The following is a 16,121-nucleotide window of genomic DNA, read 5'->3' as shown; positions in this document are numbered from 1 at the left end:
ATGGGGCTCACGGCAGGGTGATGGTGATATGCGCCGTGCGTTCGGGCATCTGCACGACCTGGTTGTAGTCGGCCAGCTGCTGCTCGGTCTGATGCGCCGTCCATGCGCGCAGGCCGAAGAATCCGATGATGCCGAAACAGGCGACGACGAGGGCGGGCGCCCACAACGGCACGACCCGGCGCAACGTATGTCGCACGTTGTCCGGTGGCGGCCAGTGCGGCGCGAACCCCGTGCGCTTGCCCTTCAGGTAGACGATTTCGTCGCCCAGGCGCGCGGTCAGATAACCGAGTTTCTCCGGACCTTCCAGTCGGTACTTGCCTTCGAAGCCGAGCAACAGGCAGTAGTGGTACACCTCCAGCGACGGCAGTCGTGGTGCGCCCTGCGCACGCAGGTCGTCGAGGCGGTCGAAGAAATGCTCGCCGGCGAGATGCTCGCCGAACAGCCGCAACTGCAGCGGGTGCAGCTCCCAGGTGTCGCGCAATGCGGAAGGCTGCGACAGGATGGCCTCGTCCACTGCGGCACAAAAGGCATATTTGGCGGCGTAGACGTCTTCCGACGCGATGCCGAGCTTGCTCGCCCCACGCTCGACCTGGGTCAAAAAGCGCTGCACCGACTGCACGAACGCCTCCGCGTCCTGAGGCAGCTGAGCGCGCTTGAGCAGCACCAGCAGATAGAAGCCGTCGGACATCAGGTCGAGCAGGCTGCGTGGCGTGACGGGTGCGACGCCCGGTTGCGGCATCGCCTGCTGCGGGGTGAGCGAGGGCATCGCGCCCGGGACGGGAGGAAGCGAATTCATGGCGCCACCGCGATCAGTTCGAGTTTGAGGTCATGGATACCGGCCGGCACGTAGATCATCATCGACTGCGCCTTGATCAGGCGCTCGTACAGCGGCCCGCGTGCCTCCACCGAAAAGTAGTAGCTGCCCGGACGCACCGGGATGGCGGCCGGCACCTGCGCGGCATGGGTGAGCTTCACGCCGGGCAGCGCGGACAGCACGCATTTCTCGACATCGTCCGGCGCACCGACCTTGAAGCGGACCGGCACGGTCTGGACCAGTTCCTGGGCCGGCATATCGGCGGCCACGCCGAGATAGAAGGCGCAGTTCTCGTCGATGCGCTGGGAGTCGATGCGCCCGAGATGGAACGACGGCTTCACTTCGGTCAGCGCGATCTGGAAATAGCGCGCGGAGATCACCGTGTCGAGCAGCTCCCGGATGATCCCGAACAGGCGGTCGAACCCGTCTTCGGGCCGCGCATGGTCGTAATGCGGCAGATCCGACAGGCCGTAGGCCTTGGTGAAGGTGAGCAGCGCACCGGCCAGGCGCAGAAGCTCCTGGTGCAGCCGCTCGGGGTGGAAGTCGCCGTGCCGGAACAGATGCGACAGCGCCGCGTACGAGGACGACGCCGTGTGCAGCAACCAGAACGAGGCGATGTCGCCTGAGCGGAACTCGATGATGTTCTGCGAAGGCTCGCGATGCAGTCCGTACAGCGCATCCACCTTCGCCTGCAGCGCATCGAGCAGGCGGCGCAGGTGCAGGTTGAGCGTGCTCGATGCCTGGATGTGCAATGCGGGCGGCACGAAGGTCTCGTCGAACTCGAAACCGCCGGTGGCGGTCCGGCGTACGCGGGCCACCGGCATGGTGGTGTAGGCGTCGCGAGGCTGGTCGTCGGTGAGCAGCCGCACGGCCTTGTGCAGATAGCCGAGTTCGGCCTCGGCAGCGTCGGTGAACAGGTCCGGTGTGGGCTGGTTGGCCTGCCGATAACGCGCCGATTGCGACGAACCGCCGGTCGCCTGCCCGTTGCCCGCATTGCCGCCATGTTCGCGCAGCAGCGGCAGCGCGAGATGGATCGTGGTGGCCTGCACGCCGGCGGGCAGATCGGTCAGCGACAGTGCGTCGGGCAGTTGATCCTGCGCCGGGGCATCGTAGGACTCGCCGTCGGCGAAGACCGCCGAGAGCTCGAGCGCGCGCACGCTGCCGCTGCCCAGGCTCTGCGGATCGAAGCGGAGACGGCGGACGCCCCACGGAAACGGATGGAGGCTGTGCGCGAGATCCTGGATGCGCGCTTCGTGATAGGCGTCCTGGCGCTGGAAATGCTGCGGCCGCAGGAACAGGCCTTCGCCCCAGAACACCTTCGACATCCGACTGACATGCGACACGCGGCAATCCCTTGTTGCTGATGGGTCATGCGTCGTCGCGCCGTTCCATCGGTGCGGCATGTCGAGCGCATGCGTACGGTGCGCCGTCCGACGCCCATGAAGATTAACTAGCGGGCGCCTGCCGAGGCAATCCCCGGAGGAGGTTCGGGCCGCCTCTTGAAGGCTACGGCTGGCAGCGGACGGAAGCCAGGCTGCCGGCGTCGCCGGGCAGGCGTGTGAGCAACGAGGCACTGGTGGTGGTCAGTGCGCAGGCATGAGCGCCGATCCGGACGCCGTCGCGGTCGATAGCGTCGTGACGGGTATCGAACGCCAGGCGCCAACGTTGGCTGGCCGGCGCCTGGAACAGGGCCACGACACCGATCGCATTGACCTGGTCGCCGACGTCCTGCGGCAGGGTCTGCCGCTGGCCGGGCGTCAGGACCACTTCGTCGACGCCGATGAGATCGTCGCCCAGAGCCGCGCGCTCGCGGGTCTCGTCGAGGAAGGCATCGAACGGCGCACGATCGAAGCGTTGGGTGCCGCGCAGGTGGTAGACCTTGACCACGAGTGATAGCCCCTGTTGCCGGTTGCCCGCATTCAGATTCGTTCCCGCCATCAGTTCCAGCGGCACGGTGCGCGGCCCTTCAGGCTTGGCTTCGCGCAATCCGACCGCCTGCAGACCGCGGTCGACCAGCCCACCCGAACTCGCGCAGCCTGCGGTCGAGGCCAGTACCGCCGCGAGCACGCATGCGCGGAGAAAAGCTGAATGGGGCGATCGCGCGGGGCGGGTCGTGCTCGTGTCCATACGAAGAGTCTCGGAATGAGGGTCGGTGCTGGGGTGGCCCGGCGTCCTATCGGGGCCGGAACGGCGTATCGACCATACGCGCTTGCATTGACGCAAGGGTGGCGGGCTACTATACCGGCTCCTGCAGAACGCGGGAGCGGCCCCGGCGTGTCCGGATCCGCGGTGGGTGGCGCATCTGGACGTGCGTCACCGATGGAAAGAATCAGGATCGATTTGGGGTGGGTCATGATGACTGTAAGGAATGTTTCGCAGACCGTGCGCGGTCTCTCTGTCGTGGTGCTGGCGTCGCTGCTGGCCGCCTGTGCGACAACGTCGGGCGGGCGCACCGTCACCGACTACACCGGATTGATGGAGCAGGGCGAGGCTGCGGTGCAGGCCGGGCAGGTCGATACCGCCCTGATCGCATTCGCGGATGCCGCCAAGGCCGATCCGACCCGAAAGGACCCCTGGGTCCGTACCGCTCAGCTCGAGTTCGATCGCGCCCACTACGCGCGTGCGGTCGTCGCGGCCGAAGAAGCGATGCAGCGTGACTCCGAAGACATGGTGGCCGACGGCATCCTGACCGTCAGCGGCTTCCGTATCGCCAACCAGGCGCTGGAGCGGCTGCGCGGGCGCGGCGCGCTGGCCTCGGCCACGGCGCGGCGCGAGGCGGAAACGCTCGTCACCACGCTGCGCGACACCATGGGGCCGCAGATCCTCGGCGAGTCCGAAGAGGCGCGCCCGGCACCGCGGCGCGCCGCACGCAACCAGCCGGCGCAGCCGCGGCGCGCGGCGTCGCAGTCGAGCTCGAACGACGAGGCGCGTCCGGCCGCGACGCCGCCGGCGTCTTCATCCTCCTCATCGGATCCGTTCCGGAACATCGGCGGCAACTGATCGCAGCTGTCGCCACAACATCGTCAGGAGAGACGTTCCATGTCCAAGAAGGATAGTGTCCAGAAGCGGCTGCAGAAGATCCGCCCTCCGCGGGTCCAGCTGACTTACGACGTCGAGAAGGGCGACGCGATCGAGCAGAAGGAACTGCCGTTCGTCGTCGGTGTGATGGGCGACTTCAGCGGCAATCCCGAGCAGCCGCTGCCGCGGCTCAAGGACCGCAAGTTCGTCAACGTCGATCTCGACAATTTCGACGAGGTGATGGAAGGCATGGCGCCGCGGGCCGTCTATCGCGTGCCGAACAAGATCACCGACAAGGGCGGCGAGTTCGGTGTCGAGATGACCTTCAAGTCGATCGACGACTTCCGGCCCGAGGCCGTGGTCCAGCAGGTCGAGCCGTTGCGCAAGCTGCTGGAGTCGCGCTCCAAGCTGGCCGATCTGCGCAACAAGCTCGCCGGCAACGAGAAGCTCGAAGACATCCTGACCGATGTGCTCAACAACACCGAGCAGCTGGCCAAGCTCGGCAGCAGCGAAGAACCGCAGGAGTAAGGCGCATGAACGCAGAAGCCCTGGCCGCGAAAGACGCGGCACCGGCAGCGGAAGCCGGACTGCTCGACCAGATCGTGGAGCAGAGCAAGGTCGCCAAGACCGAGGTCGAGCATCGTCGGGCGAAGGACATCATCTCCGAGCTCGCGCGTGAGGTCATGGAGGGCACCGTGGTGGTGTCCGAGAACCTCAGCCTGACGCTCGACGCGCGCGTGGCCGAACTCGACCGACTGATCTCCGAGCAGTTGTCGGCGGTGATGCACGCGCCGGAGTTCCAGCAGCTCGAGAGCACCTGGCGCGGCCTGCATTACCTCTGCCAGCAGACCTCGACCGGCACGATGATGAAGGTGAAGGTCATCAACGCGCCGAAGAAGGACATCGTGCGCGACTTCAAGTCCGCGATCGACTTCGACCAGAGCGCATTGTTCAAGAAGGTCTACGAGGAAGAGTTCGGTACCTTCGGTGGTGCGCCCTTCGGAGCGTTGATCGGCGATTACGCCATCGGGCGTCAGCCCGAGGACATGTACTTCGTCGAGCAGATGTCGCACGTGGCCGCCGCGGCGCACGCGCCCTTCATCAGTGCCGCCTCCGAAGACATGTTCGGTCTCGAGAGCTTCACCGACCTGGGCAAGCCGCGCGATCTGGCGAAGATCTTCGACACCGTCGAGTACGCCAAGTGGAAGTCGTTCCGCGACGCCGAGGACAGCCGCTATGTCGGTCTCACCCTGCCGCGGTTCCTCGGCCGTCTGCCGTACAACCCGAAGGACGGCACCACCGTCGAGGGATTCAACTTCGTCGAGGATGTCGACGCCAGCGACCACAGCAAGTTCCTGTGGTGCAACACCGCCTACGCGATGGGCGCGCGTCTGACCCGTGCTTTCGAGGACTACGGCTGGTGCGCGGCGATCCGCGGCGTGGAAGGCGGCGGTCTGGTCGAGGATCTGCCGACCCACACCTTCCGTACCGACGACGGCGAAGTCGCGCTGAAGTGCCCGACCGAAATCGCGATCACCGACCGCCGCGAGAAGGAGCTGAGCGATCTCGGCTTCATCCCGCTGGTGCACTGCAAGAACACCGATTACGCGGCCTTCTTCGGTGCGCAGTCGGCGCAGAAGCCGAAGAAGTACAACACCGATGCGGCCAATGCCAACGCGATGCTGTCGGCGCAACTGCAGTACATGTTCGCGGTCTCACGCATTGCCCACTACCTCAAGGCGATGATGCGCGAGAAGATCGGCAGCTTCGCGTCGGCCGGCAATGTCGAGGAATTCCTCAATCGCTGGATCGCGCAGTATGTGCTGCTCGACGACAACGCCTCCCAGGAAGCCAAGGCGCAGTACCCGCTGCGCGAAGCCTCCATCCAGGTTTCGGAAGTCCCGGGCAAGCCCGGCGTCTACCGCTCGGTGGCCTTCATCAGGCCGCATTTCCAGCTCGACGAGCTGTCCGTGTCGTTGCGACTGGTGGCCGAATTGCCGGCCGGTGCCAAGAAGTCGTAACGGCGTTTCGAAGCGTCAAGGGACGAAAGATCCCGCAGTTTGCAGTCATGACGCAGCCGCCCGCATGCGCGGGCGGTCGCAAACAACGCGTCGGACGGGTGTCCGGCGTCCCTACTCACGGAAGAACGGAACAAGGAAAACCAGACCATGCAGCACGCATTCCTGAGCATCGACACGATCAAGGGCGAATCCCGCGACGACAAGCACGTCGACTGGATCGAAATCAAATCCTTCTCGCAGGACCTGCTCCAGCCGCGTTCGGCCACGGCCTCCACCTCCGGTGGCGGTACCGCCGCGCGCGTCAACCTGTCGCCGATCGAGATCGTCAAGTCGATCGACCTCTCCACCACCGCGCTCAACCAGGCGTGTGCCAACGGCACCACCTTCCCCAAGGCCCGCATCGAGTTCATGCGCGCCGACAAGGACGGCAACGCCATCAACTACTACGCCGTCGAACTGCTGAATGTCCTCGTGCATCGCGTGACCACCACGGTCGACGATGAGGGCATGCCGCAGGAAGTGGTGCAGCTGAGCTACGGTGCCATCCGTTGGACCTACAACCAGCAGAAGCCGGAAGGCGGCGTTGGGGGCAAGACGGTGGCGCAGTGGAGTGCCATCAAGAACGTGCCGAACTACACCGCGTAATCTTTCGCGGTGGTTTTGCGGTGGTGCCGAAGGGCGCCACCGCATTTGCCGGATCCAGCGACGGGCCATGGATGCGCCCGCCAGGCGGTCTTTCCGCCGCCCGATACGCATACGCGCGGATGGCCGCGCCCAGGACGCCAGGACATGAAGGGACTCGAACCGAGCCTGCTGGAAAAACTGTTCGACGACGCACCGCGCAATCCGTCGGGTATCGGTGTGATTCGCCCCGTGTCGCTGGAGCAGTACAAGGAATCCGTGGCTCGCGATCTGGAAGGGCTGCTCAACAGCCGCAGCGCCTTCACGGAGGAAGACCTGGCCGCGTTTCCCGAGTGCCAGCGTTCGCTGATGACCTACGGATTGTGCGACTTCGCGGCGATGAGCCTGGCCAGCGCCTACGACCGCGCCACCATCTGCCGGTCGCTCGAGCGTGCCATCGCCCGCCACGAAAAGCGCCTTCACCATGTGCAGGTGCAGCTCGACAGCGGCAACAAGGCCGGCTCCGGCCTGCACTTCACCATCCACGGCATGCTCGACGTGAATCCCGCACGCGAGCCCATCAGTTTCGATGCCATGCTGCAGCCGACCACGCTGCAGTACTCGGTGAGCCGGCTGCGCCGGCAGGCTGCCTAAGGGGGGCGCGTGCAGGACCTGTTGCCGTTCTACGAGCGCGAGCTCGCCTATCTGCGTCGCTACGGGCGCGAATTCGCCGAGCGTTATCCGAAAATCGCCAACCGGCTGCTGCTGTCGGCCGAGGGCAGCGAAGATCCGCATGTCGAGCGCCTGATCGAGTCGTTCGCGCTGCTGAGCGCGCGGGTGTCGAAGAAGATCGACGACGACTACCCCGAGTTCACCGACGCGCTGCTGGAGGTGATGTACCCGCATTACCTGCGCGCGTTTCCGTCCTGTTCCATCGCCCACTTCGACCTCGGCCCGGCGGCGGCGCGCTTGAGCGGGCCGGTCCGCATTCCGCGCGGGACGTCGATGCAGTCGCGCCCTGTCCGCGGCGTGCCGTGCCGCTTTCGCTCCACGTTCGATGTCGATCTGCTGCCGTTGACTCTGGTGTCGGCACGCTACCTGGGCGTCGCCCAGGCGCCGATGGCGGTGATGCTGCCGCCCCACAGTGGGGCCCAGATCTCGTTGACCTTCGAGCTCGCATCCGATCAGGTCTCCTTCGCCGATCTCCGCGGCGAGGTCCTGCGGTTGTTCGCCGATGGTGAGCCTTCGCTACGTGCCGCCCTGCGCGACGCCCTGGCGCTGCAGGCTGTCGCGGCCTACGTCGAAGCCGACAACATCGGCCGCTGGCGGCGCCTCGAGGGCAATCCGCTGCAGCCGGCGGGCCTGGACGAGGCCGATGCGCTGATCGAGTTCCCGGAGCGTTCGCATCCGGCCTATCGCCTGCTGACCGAATTCTTCGCGTTTCCCGACAAGTTCGGGTTCTTCGATCTGCCCCTGGCTGCGGTGAGCGACGGTGCGCAGCGGCGTTTCACCCTGCATCTCGTGCTGCGTGCGGCGGGCCCGGATCACGCCGCAGGACGCGTGCTGGAGGCGCTGGGGCGCGAGCATCTGCTGGCCGGCTGCACGCCGGTGGTCAATCTGTTCCGTCAGCGCGGCGAGCCGATCCGCATCACCCATCGCGCCGATCGGTACTCGGTGCTCCCCGATGCACGCCGTGCGTTCGCCTACGACGTCCATGCCATCGAGTCGGTGGTGCGCATCCGCCAGACCCCGCAGGGCGAGCAGATCCAGGCCTTCCGTCCGTTCTATTCGCTGCATCACGGCGAGGATCCCGAACGCGCCGGCCATTACTGGGTCGCCCGTCGCGACGAGGACCTGGAGCGCACCAGCCCCGGCTTCGAGACCGAGCTTTCGTTCGTGGATCTCGATTTCAACCCAGTGGTGCCCAAGACCGACGTGGTCAGCGTGGAGCTGACCTGCAGCAACCGCGAGCTTCCTTCGCAGCTCACCTATGGCGTGGCGGGTGGCGATCTCACCATCGAAGGCGGGTCGGCCGCGCGCAGCATCGCGTTGCTGCGCAAGCCGTCGGCGCCGCTGCGTTTCCGGCGTGGACGTGGGGCGCAGTGGCGGTTGATTTCGCATCTGTCGCTGAACCACCTGTCGCTCACCGAGGCCGGGTTGCCCGCATTGAAGGAAATGCTGCGCCTGTACGACCTGGCGTCGAACGACGTGTCGCGGCGGCAGATCGACGGCATCGTCGGTATCGAGCATGTGCCGACCACCGCCTGGCTGGCCGGGCAGCACTTCGCTTCGGTGGTCCGTGGCGTCGAGATCCGGCTGACCCTCGACGAGAACAACTTCGTCGGCAGCGGCATCGCCGGTTTCGCGCAGGTGATGGACCGGTTCTTCGGTCTGTACGTCCACGCCAACAGTTTCACCCGCCTGGTGTTGCTGTCGGCCCACAACGGGGAGGAGCTGGTGCGATGCGAAGCGCGCAGCGGCGAATCGACCCTGGTCTGATCCGGCAGCTCGCCGAACAGCCGCAACGCTTCGGATTCTTCCAGGCGATGCGGTTGATCGAGCAGCTGTTCCACCGGCAAGGCGTCAAGACCGGCGATGCATTGCCGGCGCGGGTGCGCTTTCTCAATACGTTGTCGCTGGCGTTTCCGGCCAGCGAGCTCAGCGATGCGTTCGTCTTCGACGACAAGGGCGAGCCGATCGAAGGTGCCGAGGCGCTCGAGGCAGCGCTGGCCGAACGTCGGATCGGACAGGTGCACTTCACCCCCGCGTTCATGGGGTTGCTGGGCAGCACCGGCGCGCTGCCGCTGCATTACACGGAGACGCTGGCCGATCGCGAGCTGTACCGGCGCGACCGCGCGGCGCGCGCGTTCCTCGACATCTTCACCACCCGCATGGTCGCGCAGCACTACGCAGCCTGGAAGAAGTATCGGCTGGCGCTGCAGTACGAACTCGATCGCCGCGAACGTTTCCTGCCGCTGGTGCTCTCGTTGTCGGGTCTGGGTGTGCCGGGGCTGCGCGATCGCATGGTCGACGGCCAGGGCGACGTGTTCGACCAGGCCGTGGCCTACTACGCCGGCGCGATCCGCCAGCGGCCCGTCTCGGCCATGTCGCTGCAGCGCCTTCTGTCCGATTACTTCGCCACACCGATCAAGGTCGAGCAGTTCGTCGGCGCCTGGTACAAGGTGCCGGCGGAGCAGGCCAGCCGCCTGGGGACCGCGAATGCGCGCCTGGGCTCCACCGCGCTGGCGGGCGATCGCGTCTGGCAGCGCGATCTGCGCATGCGCCTGATGATCGGCCCGCTGCGGCGCGAGGCATTCGATGCCTTCCTGCCCGGTGGCGACGCCGCGGCCGCGTTGTCGAAGTGGCTGACGCTGCTGGTCGGTTCCACGCTCGAGTACGACGTGCGCCTGATGCTGCGTGCCGAGGATGTCCGCGGCGCCAGTCTCGACGACGGCAGCGTCCGTCTCGGTTGGGACAGCTATCTGTGCACGCGCGCGGCCGACGGGCCGCGCGCCGATACCCGTTACGAACTCCACACACTCCACTAGCGCCTTCTCTGGGACGCATCAAGCAAGGACCGCAGTCGAAGATGAGCATCAACCTCAAGACCCTGATCGGAAAGCTCGACGCTACATGCCGCCAGGCGGCCGAGCGCGCGGCCAGCCTGTGCATGGCGCGCGGCAACTACGAGGTCGACCTGGAGCACCTGTTCCTGGCCCTGCTGGAGCAGCCGCAGTGCGACTTCGTGCTGATCGCGCGCCGCAGCGGGATCCCGCCGGAGACGCTGCAGCGCGACCTCGAAGCCGAGATCGGTCGCTTTCGCAACGGCAACACCCGCACCCCGGTGTTCTCGCAGCACCTGCCCGCGCTGTTCGAGCATGCCTGGCTGATCGCCTCGCTCGATTCCGGCACCACCCGCATCCGCAGCGGTCACCTGCTGCTTGCGCTGCTCACCGAGCCGGACCTGTCGCAGCTCGCCTTGCGCGGCTCGAAGGAGTTCGCGCGTTTCAAGCGCGAGGAGCTCAAGCACAACTTCGCCGGCCTGACCGAAGGCTCGCAGGAGGCCACCGAGGGGGTGCGCTTCGCCGGTGCGGCACCGGCACAGGGCGAAGACGCGGTGCCGGGCGACGCGCCGACGGCCGACGGCGGATTGTCGAAGACGCCGGCGCTGGACCAGTTCACCACCAATCTCACCCAGCGCGCCCGCGACGGTCACATCGACCCGGTGATCGGCCGCGATGCGGAGATCCGCCAGTTGGTCGACATCCTGCTGCGGCGCCGCCAGAACAACCCGATCCTCACCGGCGAGGCCGGCGTGGGCAAGACCGCTGTGGTCGAGGGGCTGGCGTTGCGTATCGCCACGGGCGATGTCCCCGCGGTGCTGCAGGGCGTCGAGCTTCACGTGCTTGACATGGGCCTGCTGCAGGCCGGCGCCAGCGTGAAGGGCGAGTTCGAGAACCGTCTGAAGAACGTCATCGACGAGGTCAAGAAGAGCCCGCACCCGATCATCCTGTTCATCGACGAGGCGCATACGATGATCGGCGCCGGCGGTGCCGCCGGCCAGAACGATGCCGCCAACCTGCTCAAGCCTGCGCTCGCGCGCGGCGAACTGCGCACCATCGCCGCGACCACCTGGGGCGAGTACAAGAAGTACTTCGAGAAGGACGCCGCACTGGCCCGCCGCTTCCAGGTGGTGAAGGTGGAAGAGCCCAGCGAGACGATCGCCGCCGCAATGCTGCGCGGGATCGTGCCGTTGATGGAGCGTCACTTCAACATCCGCGTGCTCGACGAAGCCATCACCGAGGCGGTGCGCCTGTCGCATCGCTACATCAGCGGGCGGCAGCTGCCGGACAAGGCCGTGGGCGTGCTCGATACCGCCTGCGCCAAGGTCGCGTTGGGGCAGAGCGGGACGCCGGCGGCCATCGAGGACACCCGTCGCGAAATCGAGCGTCTGGACGCCGAACTGGCCGCGCTGGATCGCGAGAGCGCCGGTGGCGCGCGTCATCATGGCGAGCGTGCCAGCGAACTGCGCGACACGCGTACCGCCGCCGCCGCGCGCCTGCACGCGTTGGAAGAGCGCCTGACCCGCGAGCAGGGCCTGGCCGAACGCATCCAGACGCTCCGCGCGAAGATGGAAGCGGGCGAGGGTGGCGATACGCCCGCCGGTGCGGTGCCGGTCGCCGATGAGCCGGCCGCACCGGTGGACGGGAGCGACGGCGGCTCAGCGGTCGCGACCAAGCGCAAATCCACTCGCAAGAAGACGGCCGACGCCGCGCCGCCGACCGAGCTCGACACCCTGCTCGCCGAGCTGCGTACCCTGCAGGGCGAAGCGCCGATGGTGCCGCTGCAGGTCGACGGCACTGTGGTCGCCGAGATCGTCTCGGCCTGGACCGGCATCCCGCTGGGCCGCATGGTCAAAGACGAGATCCGCACCGTGCGCAATCTCCAGCCGTTGCTGGCCGAGCGCGTCATCGGCCAGGACCACGCCCTCGATGCCATCGCCCAGCGCGTGCGCACCGCGACCGCGAAGCTGGAGGACCCGAACAAACCGCGCGGCGTGTTCATGTTCGTCGGTCCCTCGGGCGTCGGCAAGACCGAGACCGCGTTGGCGCTGGCCGACATCCTCTACGGCGGCGAGAAGAAGCTGGTCACCATCAACATGAGCGAGTACCAGGAAGCGCACAGCGTCTCCGGTCTGAAGGGTTCGCCGCCCGGCTACGTCGGCTACGGCGAGGGGGGCGTGTTGACCGAAGCCGTGCGCCGCAACCCGTACAGCGTGGTCCTGCTCGACGAGGTCGAAAAGGCGCATCCGGACGTGCTGGAGATGTTCTTCCAGGTGTTCGACAAGGGCATGATGGACGACGCGGAAGGGCGCGAAATCGACTTCCGCAACACCCTGATCATCCTGACCTCGAACGTCGGCTCCTCGCAGATCATGCAGGCCTGCCTCAACAAGCCGCCGGAGGAGATCCCGGACGCCGACACCCTCGCCGAGGCGCTACGCCCCGTGCTGATGAAGCACTTCAAACCCGCCTTCCTGGGGCGCCTGAAGGCGGTGCCGTACTACCCGATCAATGATGACGTCCTGGCTTCGATCATCGCGCTCAAGCTCGGTCGCATCCGCGATCGCGTGCTCGGAAATCACAAGGCCGCGTTCGAATGGGACGACGCCCTGGTGGAGGCGGTGCTCACCCGCTGCACCGAAGTCGACTCCGGTGCGCGCAACGTCGATCACATCCTCAACGGCACGCTGCTGCCGGAAATCGCCGAGACCGTGCTGGCAAGCATGGCCGAAGGCGGTAACATCACCCGGATCAAGGTCACCGCGGGGCGCAATGGCGCCTTCAAGTACAAGGTGACCTGATCGGGATTCCCCTGAACCACTGGACGACTAAGGAGAACGAGATGGATTTCTACGGATTCGACCGTACCGCCGCTGCCGCCAACTGCGACAGCCTGGCGCTGGGCCGCGAAGGGCGCCAGGCCAAGGCGATCTGCGCATGGAACCGCGTACGCCCGGAACACGTCATCGACCTGCTCGACGGTGCCGCCACGGAAGCTCGCGGCGACGCGCGCGACCTGGCCGCGCTGATCGCACGCATGCCATGGCGGGTGCGCAACCAGGCCGGCGTGCAGACCGGCGAACGCCTGGTGAGCAACGTGCGCGAGATCGAGGTATCGGTCGCCAGCCGCACCTACCGCCTGCATTGCACCGAAACCCCCTCGCTGAAGATCGAGCGCATCAGCGCCTGAATTCGGCCCCTGCGGCGCCGGTGCGGCAGGAGCCTTGCACCGGCGGGAGATCGCCATGGATGTCATCGCCACCCTTCTGACCACGCTGCAGGCCGCCCCCGGGCAGCGCGAGCGTCTGCTCCGGCTACATACGCCGCTGGGGCCGGACGTGCTCGTGGCCGAGGCTCTCCAGGGCCACGAGCGCCTGGATGGCGGCGGGTTCCGGCTCGAGATCGCCGCGCTGTCGGTGGACGCGCACCTGGATCTCGATGCCCTGCTGGGCAGGCCGGTGCTGCTGGAGCTCCTCACCGCGGATTCCAGCACGGACCTGCGGCCATTCCACGGCCACGTCACCGCATTCGAGCAATTGGGCAGCAACGGCGGCCTGGCGCGCTATCGGCTGGTGGTGGAACCGTGGCTGGCGTTCCTGCGCCAGCGCGTGGACAGCTACGTGTTCCAGGACAAGAGCGTGGTGGAGATCGTCGAGGACGTCTTCGCCGACTACGTCGATGCCGGCGCGCTGGCACCCGCCTGGCGGTGGGACCTGGATGATGCTTCGGTCTACCCGAAGCGCAGTCTGACCACGCAATACCAGGAAGATGATTTCGCGTTCGTCGAGCGGTTGCTGGCCGACGAGGGCCTGTTCTACTGGTTCGAGCACAGCGGTGCTGCCGGCGATGACGCGCTGGGTACGCACACGCTGGTGATCGCCGATCACAACGGCGCCGCGGCCGATCTCGGCAGCGTGCGTTACCACCGCGCCGACGCGACCGAACGCGACGACAGCCTGCAGCAGTGGTCGCCGGCACGCCGGCTGCACACCGGCCGCATCCAGCGCGCCAGTTGGGACTACCGCAGCCTGGGCCTGCGCCCGGCCTCGGCCGAGGCCGACGTGCCCGGCGACGTGATCGCCGAGGACATCGACACCGCCGGCCCCTATGCCTGGGTGGACAGCGCCCACGGCGACCGTCTGGCCCGCCGCCAGATCGAAGGCCTGCAGGCCGCCGGTCGCATGGGCACCGGCGGCGGCAGCTGGCGCCGCTTGGCCCCGGGTGGCCGCTTCACCGTCACCCAGCACCCGCAGGCCGGCGACGGAGAACATCTGTGCGTGCGCGTGGATCACGTCGCCCGCAACAACCTGGGCGCCGAGATCTTCGACACCCTCGAACAGACCCTGGGCCCCATCGCCCTGCCGGGCCTCGCCCTCCCCGAATCCCTCGGCGGCAGTGCAACCGCCACGCCCCATGCCTTGGAACCCCTCTCCCGCAAGCGGGAGAGGGGCAGGGGTGAGGGCAGCTCGTCCGCCGCGAGCGCGGACAGCGAAGCCGACTTCTACCGCAACCACTTCCACACGCTCCCGGCCGACATCGCCTACCGCCCTCGCACTCGCGACGGCCACGGCACGCGCCTGCACCCGAAGCCCACCGTCTACGGCACCCAGAGCGCCATCGTCGTCAGCGACGGCGCCCCCCTGACCACCGACCGCGACGACCGCATCAAGGTGCAGTTCGCCTGGCAACGCGGCGGCGACGCCAGCGGTGGGCAGGCCCATCCGGCCGGAGACGACAACGCGCCCGGCACCGACGGCGCCTGGACCTGGGTGCGCGTGGCGACCCCGTGGGCCGGCGACAACTGGGGCGGCGTGCTGCTGCCGCGCAAGGGCCAGGAAGTGCTGGTGGCGTTTCTGGAAGGCGACATCGACCGCCCGGTGGTGGTGGGCAGCCTCTACAACGGCCGTGGCCAGGACGATGCCGCGCACAACCAGATCGCCGGCGGCGGTGGCGGCGCCACCGGCAACGCCGCAGCCTGGTTCGACGGCAACGACCATGCCGCTGTCTTCACCGGCTTCAAATCCCAGGCACTGGCCGACAGCCAGACCGGCAGCGGCGGCTACCAGCAACTGCGCCTCGACGACACGCCCGGCCAGGGCCGTGCCCAGGCCAGTACCACCCAGCATGCCACCACGCTGACGCTCGGCCACATCAAGGGCGGCGAGGACAACGTGCGCGAGACCGAACGCGGCTTCGGTGCGGAACTGTCCACCCAGGCCAGCGGCGCGATCCGCGCCGGGCAGGGCCTGCTGCTGACCACCGAGTCCGGCGCCCAGCACCTCACCGCCACCGACGGCCTGGCCCAGCTCGATGCCGGCACCCAGTTGCTGCAGGCCCTGGCCGATACCGCCAAGAGTCAGGAAGCGATCCTGCCCGACGACGGCGACACACTGCCGGCCCAGGACAGCCTCACCCAACTGCAGGACGCCTTGAAGGCGACCCAGCAGGGCAGCGCAGGGGGCGGCGAGGGCGACAGCGCCATCGGCGGCGGCGAAGGCGAAGTGCCGGGCTGGAGCGCCCCGCACCTGCTGGGCTCGAGCCCCGACGGCGTGATGAGCCTGACCCCGGCTGACCAGGCGTGGGTGTCGGGCACCCAGACCACCCTGACTGCCAACGGCGATCTCGACTGGGCCAGCCAGGCCGGCACGGTGATCGCCGCCGGCGGCGGCATCGCGCTGTTCACCCAGGGCGGCGACGCGCCGGGCGGCAAGCCTAACCAGGAAACCGGCATCGCGCTGCATGCCGCACAGGGCAAGGCGAGTGCGCGGGCGCACAAGAACGAAGCCAAGGTGGCGGCGAAGACGAAGATCACCGTAGCCAGCACGCAATCTGGTGTGGAGATCGCCGCGCCGAGCAAACATGTGCTGCTGACCGCGCAGGGCGCCTACCTGAAGATCGAGGGCGGCAACATCGAGCTGGGCGCGCCGGGGGTGGTTGAGTTCAAGGGCAGCAGCCGGGAGTTCACGGGGCCGAGGAGTGCGAGTGGGCAAGCACCGACGCTGGGTGGTGGTGACTTGAGCGCATGCGAGTTCAAGTCTAGAGGCGCTGACGCCGCAGGCGAAGCTGTTGTCGTTGGCGGCTGAG

The 16,121-nt window shown here is 67.4% G+C and carries 13 protein-coding genes; 10 read left to right on the top strand and 3 right to left on the bottom strand.

Annotation, left to right across the window (positions count from 1 at the left end; genetic code table 11):
- Positions 1-7: 7 nt before the first annotated feature.
- The 3 genes from icmH to tssJ all read right to left on the bottom strand — a co-directional run bounded on the left by icmH (position 8) and on the right by tssJ (position 2,881).
- Positions 8-796 carry a type IVB secretion system protein IcmH/DotU gene (gene icmH / locus RG19_RS08410; RefSeq protein ID WP_058834883.1) on the bottom strand — a complete coding sequence of 263 codons (789 nt, stop codon included), beginning with the start codon at positions 794-796 and terminating at the stop codon, positions 8-10.
- A complete protein-coding gene (tssK, locus tag RG19_RS08405) occupies positions 793-2,139 on the bottom strand; it encodes a type VI secretion system baseplate subunit TssK (RefSeq protein WP_058834882.1) in 1,347 nt (448 codons plus the stop codon). The genes icmH and tssK overlap by 4 nt, the downstream gene beginning before the upstream one ends.
- 181 nt (positions 2,140-2,320) lie before the next feature.
- Positions 2,321-2,881: a type VI secretion system lipoprotein TssJ gene (tssJ, locus tag RG19_RS08400; protein WP_238376609.1), complete on the bottom strand. Its 561-nt coding sequence runs from the start codon at positions 2,879-2,881 to the stop codon at positions 2,321-2,323.
- Between the two features lie 315 nt (positions 2,882-3,196).
- Here tssJ and RG19_RS08395 point away from each other — a divergent pair, with 315 nt between their 5' ends.
- The 10 genes from RG19_RS08395 (at position 3,197) to RG19_RS08350 (ending at position 16,120) form a co-directional block, all read left to right on the top strand.
- Positions 3,197-3,814 (top strand): hypothetical protein, encoded by a 618-nt coding sequence (locus tag RG19_RS08395; protein ID WP_238376608.1) that lies wholly within the window; start codon positions 3,197-3,199, stop codon positions 3,812-3,814.
- Positions 3,815-3,853: 39 nt separating this feature from the next.
- Positions 3,854-4,360, top strand: coding sequence for a type VI secretion system contractile sheath small subunit (gene tssB, locus RG19_RS08390; RefSeq protein ID WP_058834880.1), 507 nt, complete (start codon positions 3,854-3,856; stop codon positions 4,358-4,360).
- A 5-nt stretch (positions 4,361-4,365) separates the two neighbouring features.
- The gene (tssC, locus tag RG19_RS08385; RefSeq protein WP_058834879.1) at positions 4,366-5,853 is read left to right on the top strand and encodes a type VI secretion system contractile sheath large subunit; all 1,488 of its coding nucleotides are present in this window, start codon (positions 4,366-4,368) and stop codon (positions 5,851-5,853) included.
- 147 nt (positions 5,854-6,000) lie between these two features.
- Positions 6,001-6,498 carry an Hcp family type VI secretion system effector gene (locus tag RG19_RS08380; protein ID WP_058834878.1) on the top strand — a complete coding sequence of 166 codons (498 nt, stop codon included), beginning with the start codon at positions 6,001-6,003 and terminating at the stop codon, positions 6,496-6,498.
- Between the two features lie 144 nt (positions 6,499-6,642).
- Entirely contained in the window at positions 6,643-7,128 is a 486-nt protein-coding gene (gene tssE / locus RG19_RS08375; RefSeq protein WP_058834877.1) for a type VI secretion system baseplate subunit TssE, read from the top strand.
- 9 nt (positions 7,129-7,137) lie between these two features.
- Positions 7,138-8,973: a type VI secretion system baseplate subunit TssF gene (gene tssF, locus RG19_RS08370; protein WP_058834876.1), complete on the top strand. Its 1,836-nt coding sequence runs from the start codon at positions 7,138-7,140 to the stop codon at positions 8,971-8,973.
- Positions 8,937-10,022 (top strand): type VI secretion system baseplate subunit TssG, encoded by a 1,086-nt coding sequence (gene tssG / locus RG19_RS08365; protein WP_058834875.1) that lies wholly within the window; start codon positions 8,937-8,939, stop codon positions 10,020-10,022. The genes tssF and tssG overlap by 37 nt, the downstream gene beginning before the upstream one ends.
- A gap of 41 nt (positions 10,023-10,063) precedes the next feature.
- The gene (gene tssH, locus RG19_RS08360) at positions 10,064-12,838 is read left to right on the top strand and encodes a type VI secretion system ATPase TssH (RefSeq protein WP_058834874.1); all 2,775 of its coding nucleotides are present in this window, start codon (positions 10,064-10,066) and stop codon (positions 12,836-12,838) included.
- 41 nt (positions 12,839-12,879) lie between these two features.
- Positions 12,880-13,227, top strand: a complete 348-nt coding sequence (locus RG19_RS08355) for a hypothetical protein (RefSeq protein ID WP_058834873.1) — start codon at positions 12,880-12,882, stop codon at positions 13,225-13,227.
- Between the two features lie 55 nt (positions 13,228-13,282).
- Positions 13,283-16,120: a type VI secretion system Vgr family protein gene (locus RG19_RS08350; RefSeq protein ID WP_058834872.1), complete on the top strand. Its 2,838-nt coding sequence runs from the start codon at positions 13,283-13,285 to the stop codon at positions 16,118-16,120.
- Position 16,121: the final 1 nt, after the last annotated feature.

Origin of the sequence: Luteimonas abyssi, from assembly GCF_001482195.1 — a bacterium.
Taxonomy (GTDB): domain Bacteria; phylum Pseudomonadota; class Gammaproteobacteria; order Xanthomonadales; family Xanthomonadaceae; genus Luteimonas; species Luteimonas abyssi.
Note: the sequence above shows the minus strand (reverse complement) of the source record. Positions and strands in the feature narration are given on the sequence as shown.

Coding starts and splice junctions, on each gene's coding strand:
- icmH (WP_058834883.1), bottom strand. CDS start 796: ATGAATTCGCTTCCTCCCGTCCCGGGCGCGATGCCCTCGCTCACCCCG.
- tssK (WP_058834882.1), bottom strand. CDS start 2,139: ATGTCGAAGGTGTTCTGGGGCGAAGGCCTGTTCCTGCGGCCGCAGCAT.
- tssB (WP_058834880.1), top strand. CDS start 3,854: ATGTCCAAGAAGGATAGTGTCCAGAAGCGGCTGCAGAAGATCCGCCCT.
- tssC (WP_058834879.1), top strand. CDS start 4,366: ATGAACGCAGAAGCCCTGGCCGCGAAAGACGCGGCACCGGCAGCGGAA.
- RG19_RS08380 (WP_058834878.1), top strand. CDS start 6,001: ATGCAGCACGCATTCCTGAGCATCGACACGATCAAGGGCGAATCCCGC.
- tssE (WP_058834877.1), top strand. CDS start 6,643: ATGAAGGGACTCGAACCGAGCCTGCTGGAAAAACTGTTCGACGACGCA.
- tssG (WP_058834875.1), top strand. CDS start 8,937: ATGCGAAGCGCGCAGCGGCGAATCGACCCTGGTCTGATCCGGCAGCTC.
- tssH (WP_058834874.1), top strand. CDS start 10,064: ATGAGCATCAACCTCAAGACCCTGATCGGAAAGCTCGACGCTACATGC.
- RG19_RS08355 (WP_058834873.1), top strand. CDS start 12,880: ATGGATTTCTACGGATTCGACCGTACCGCCGCTGCCGCCAACTGCGAC.
- RG19_RS08350 (WP_058834872.1), top strand. CDS start 13,283: ATGGATGTCATCGCCACCCTTCTGACCACGCTGCAGGCCGCCCCCGGG.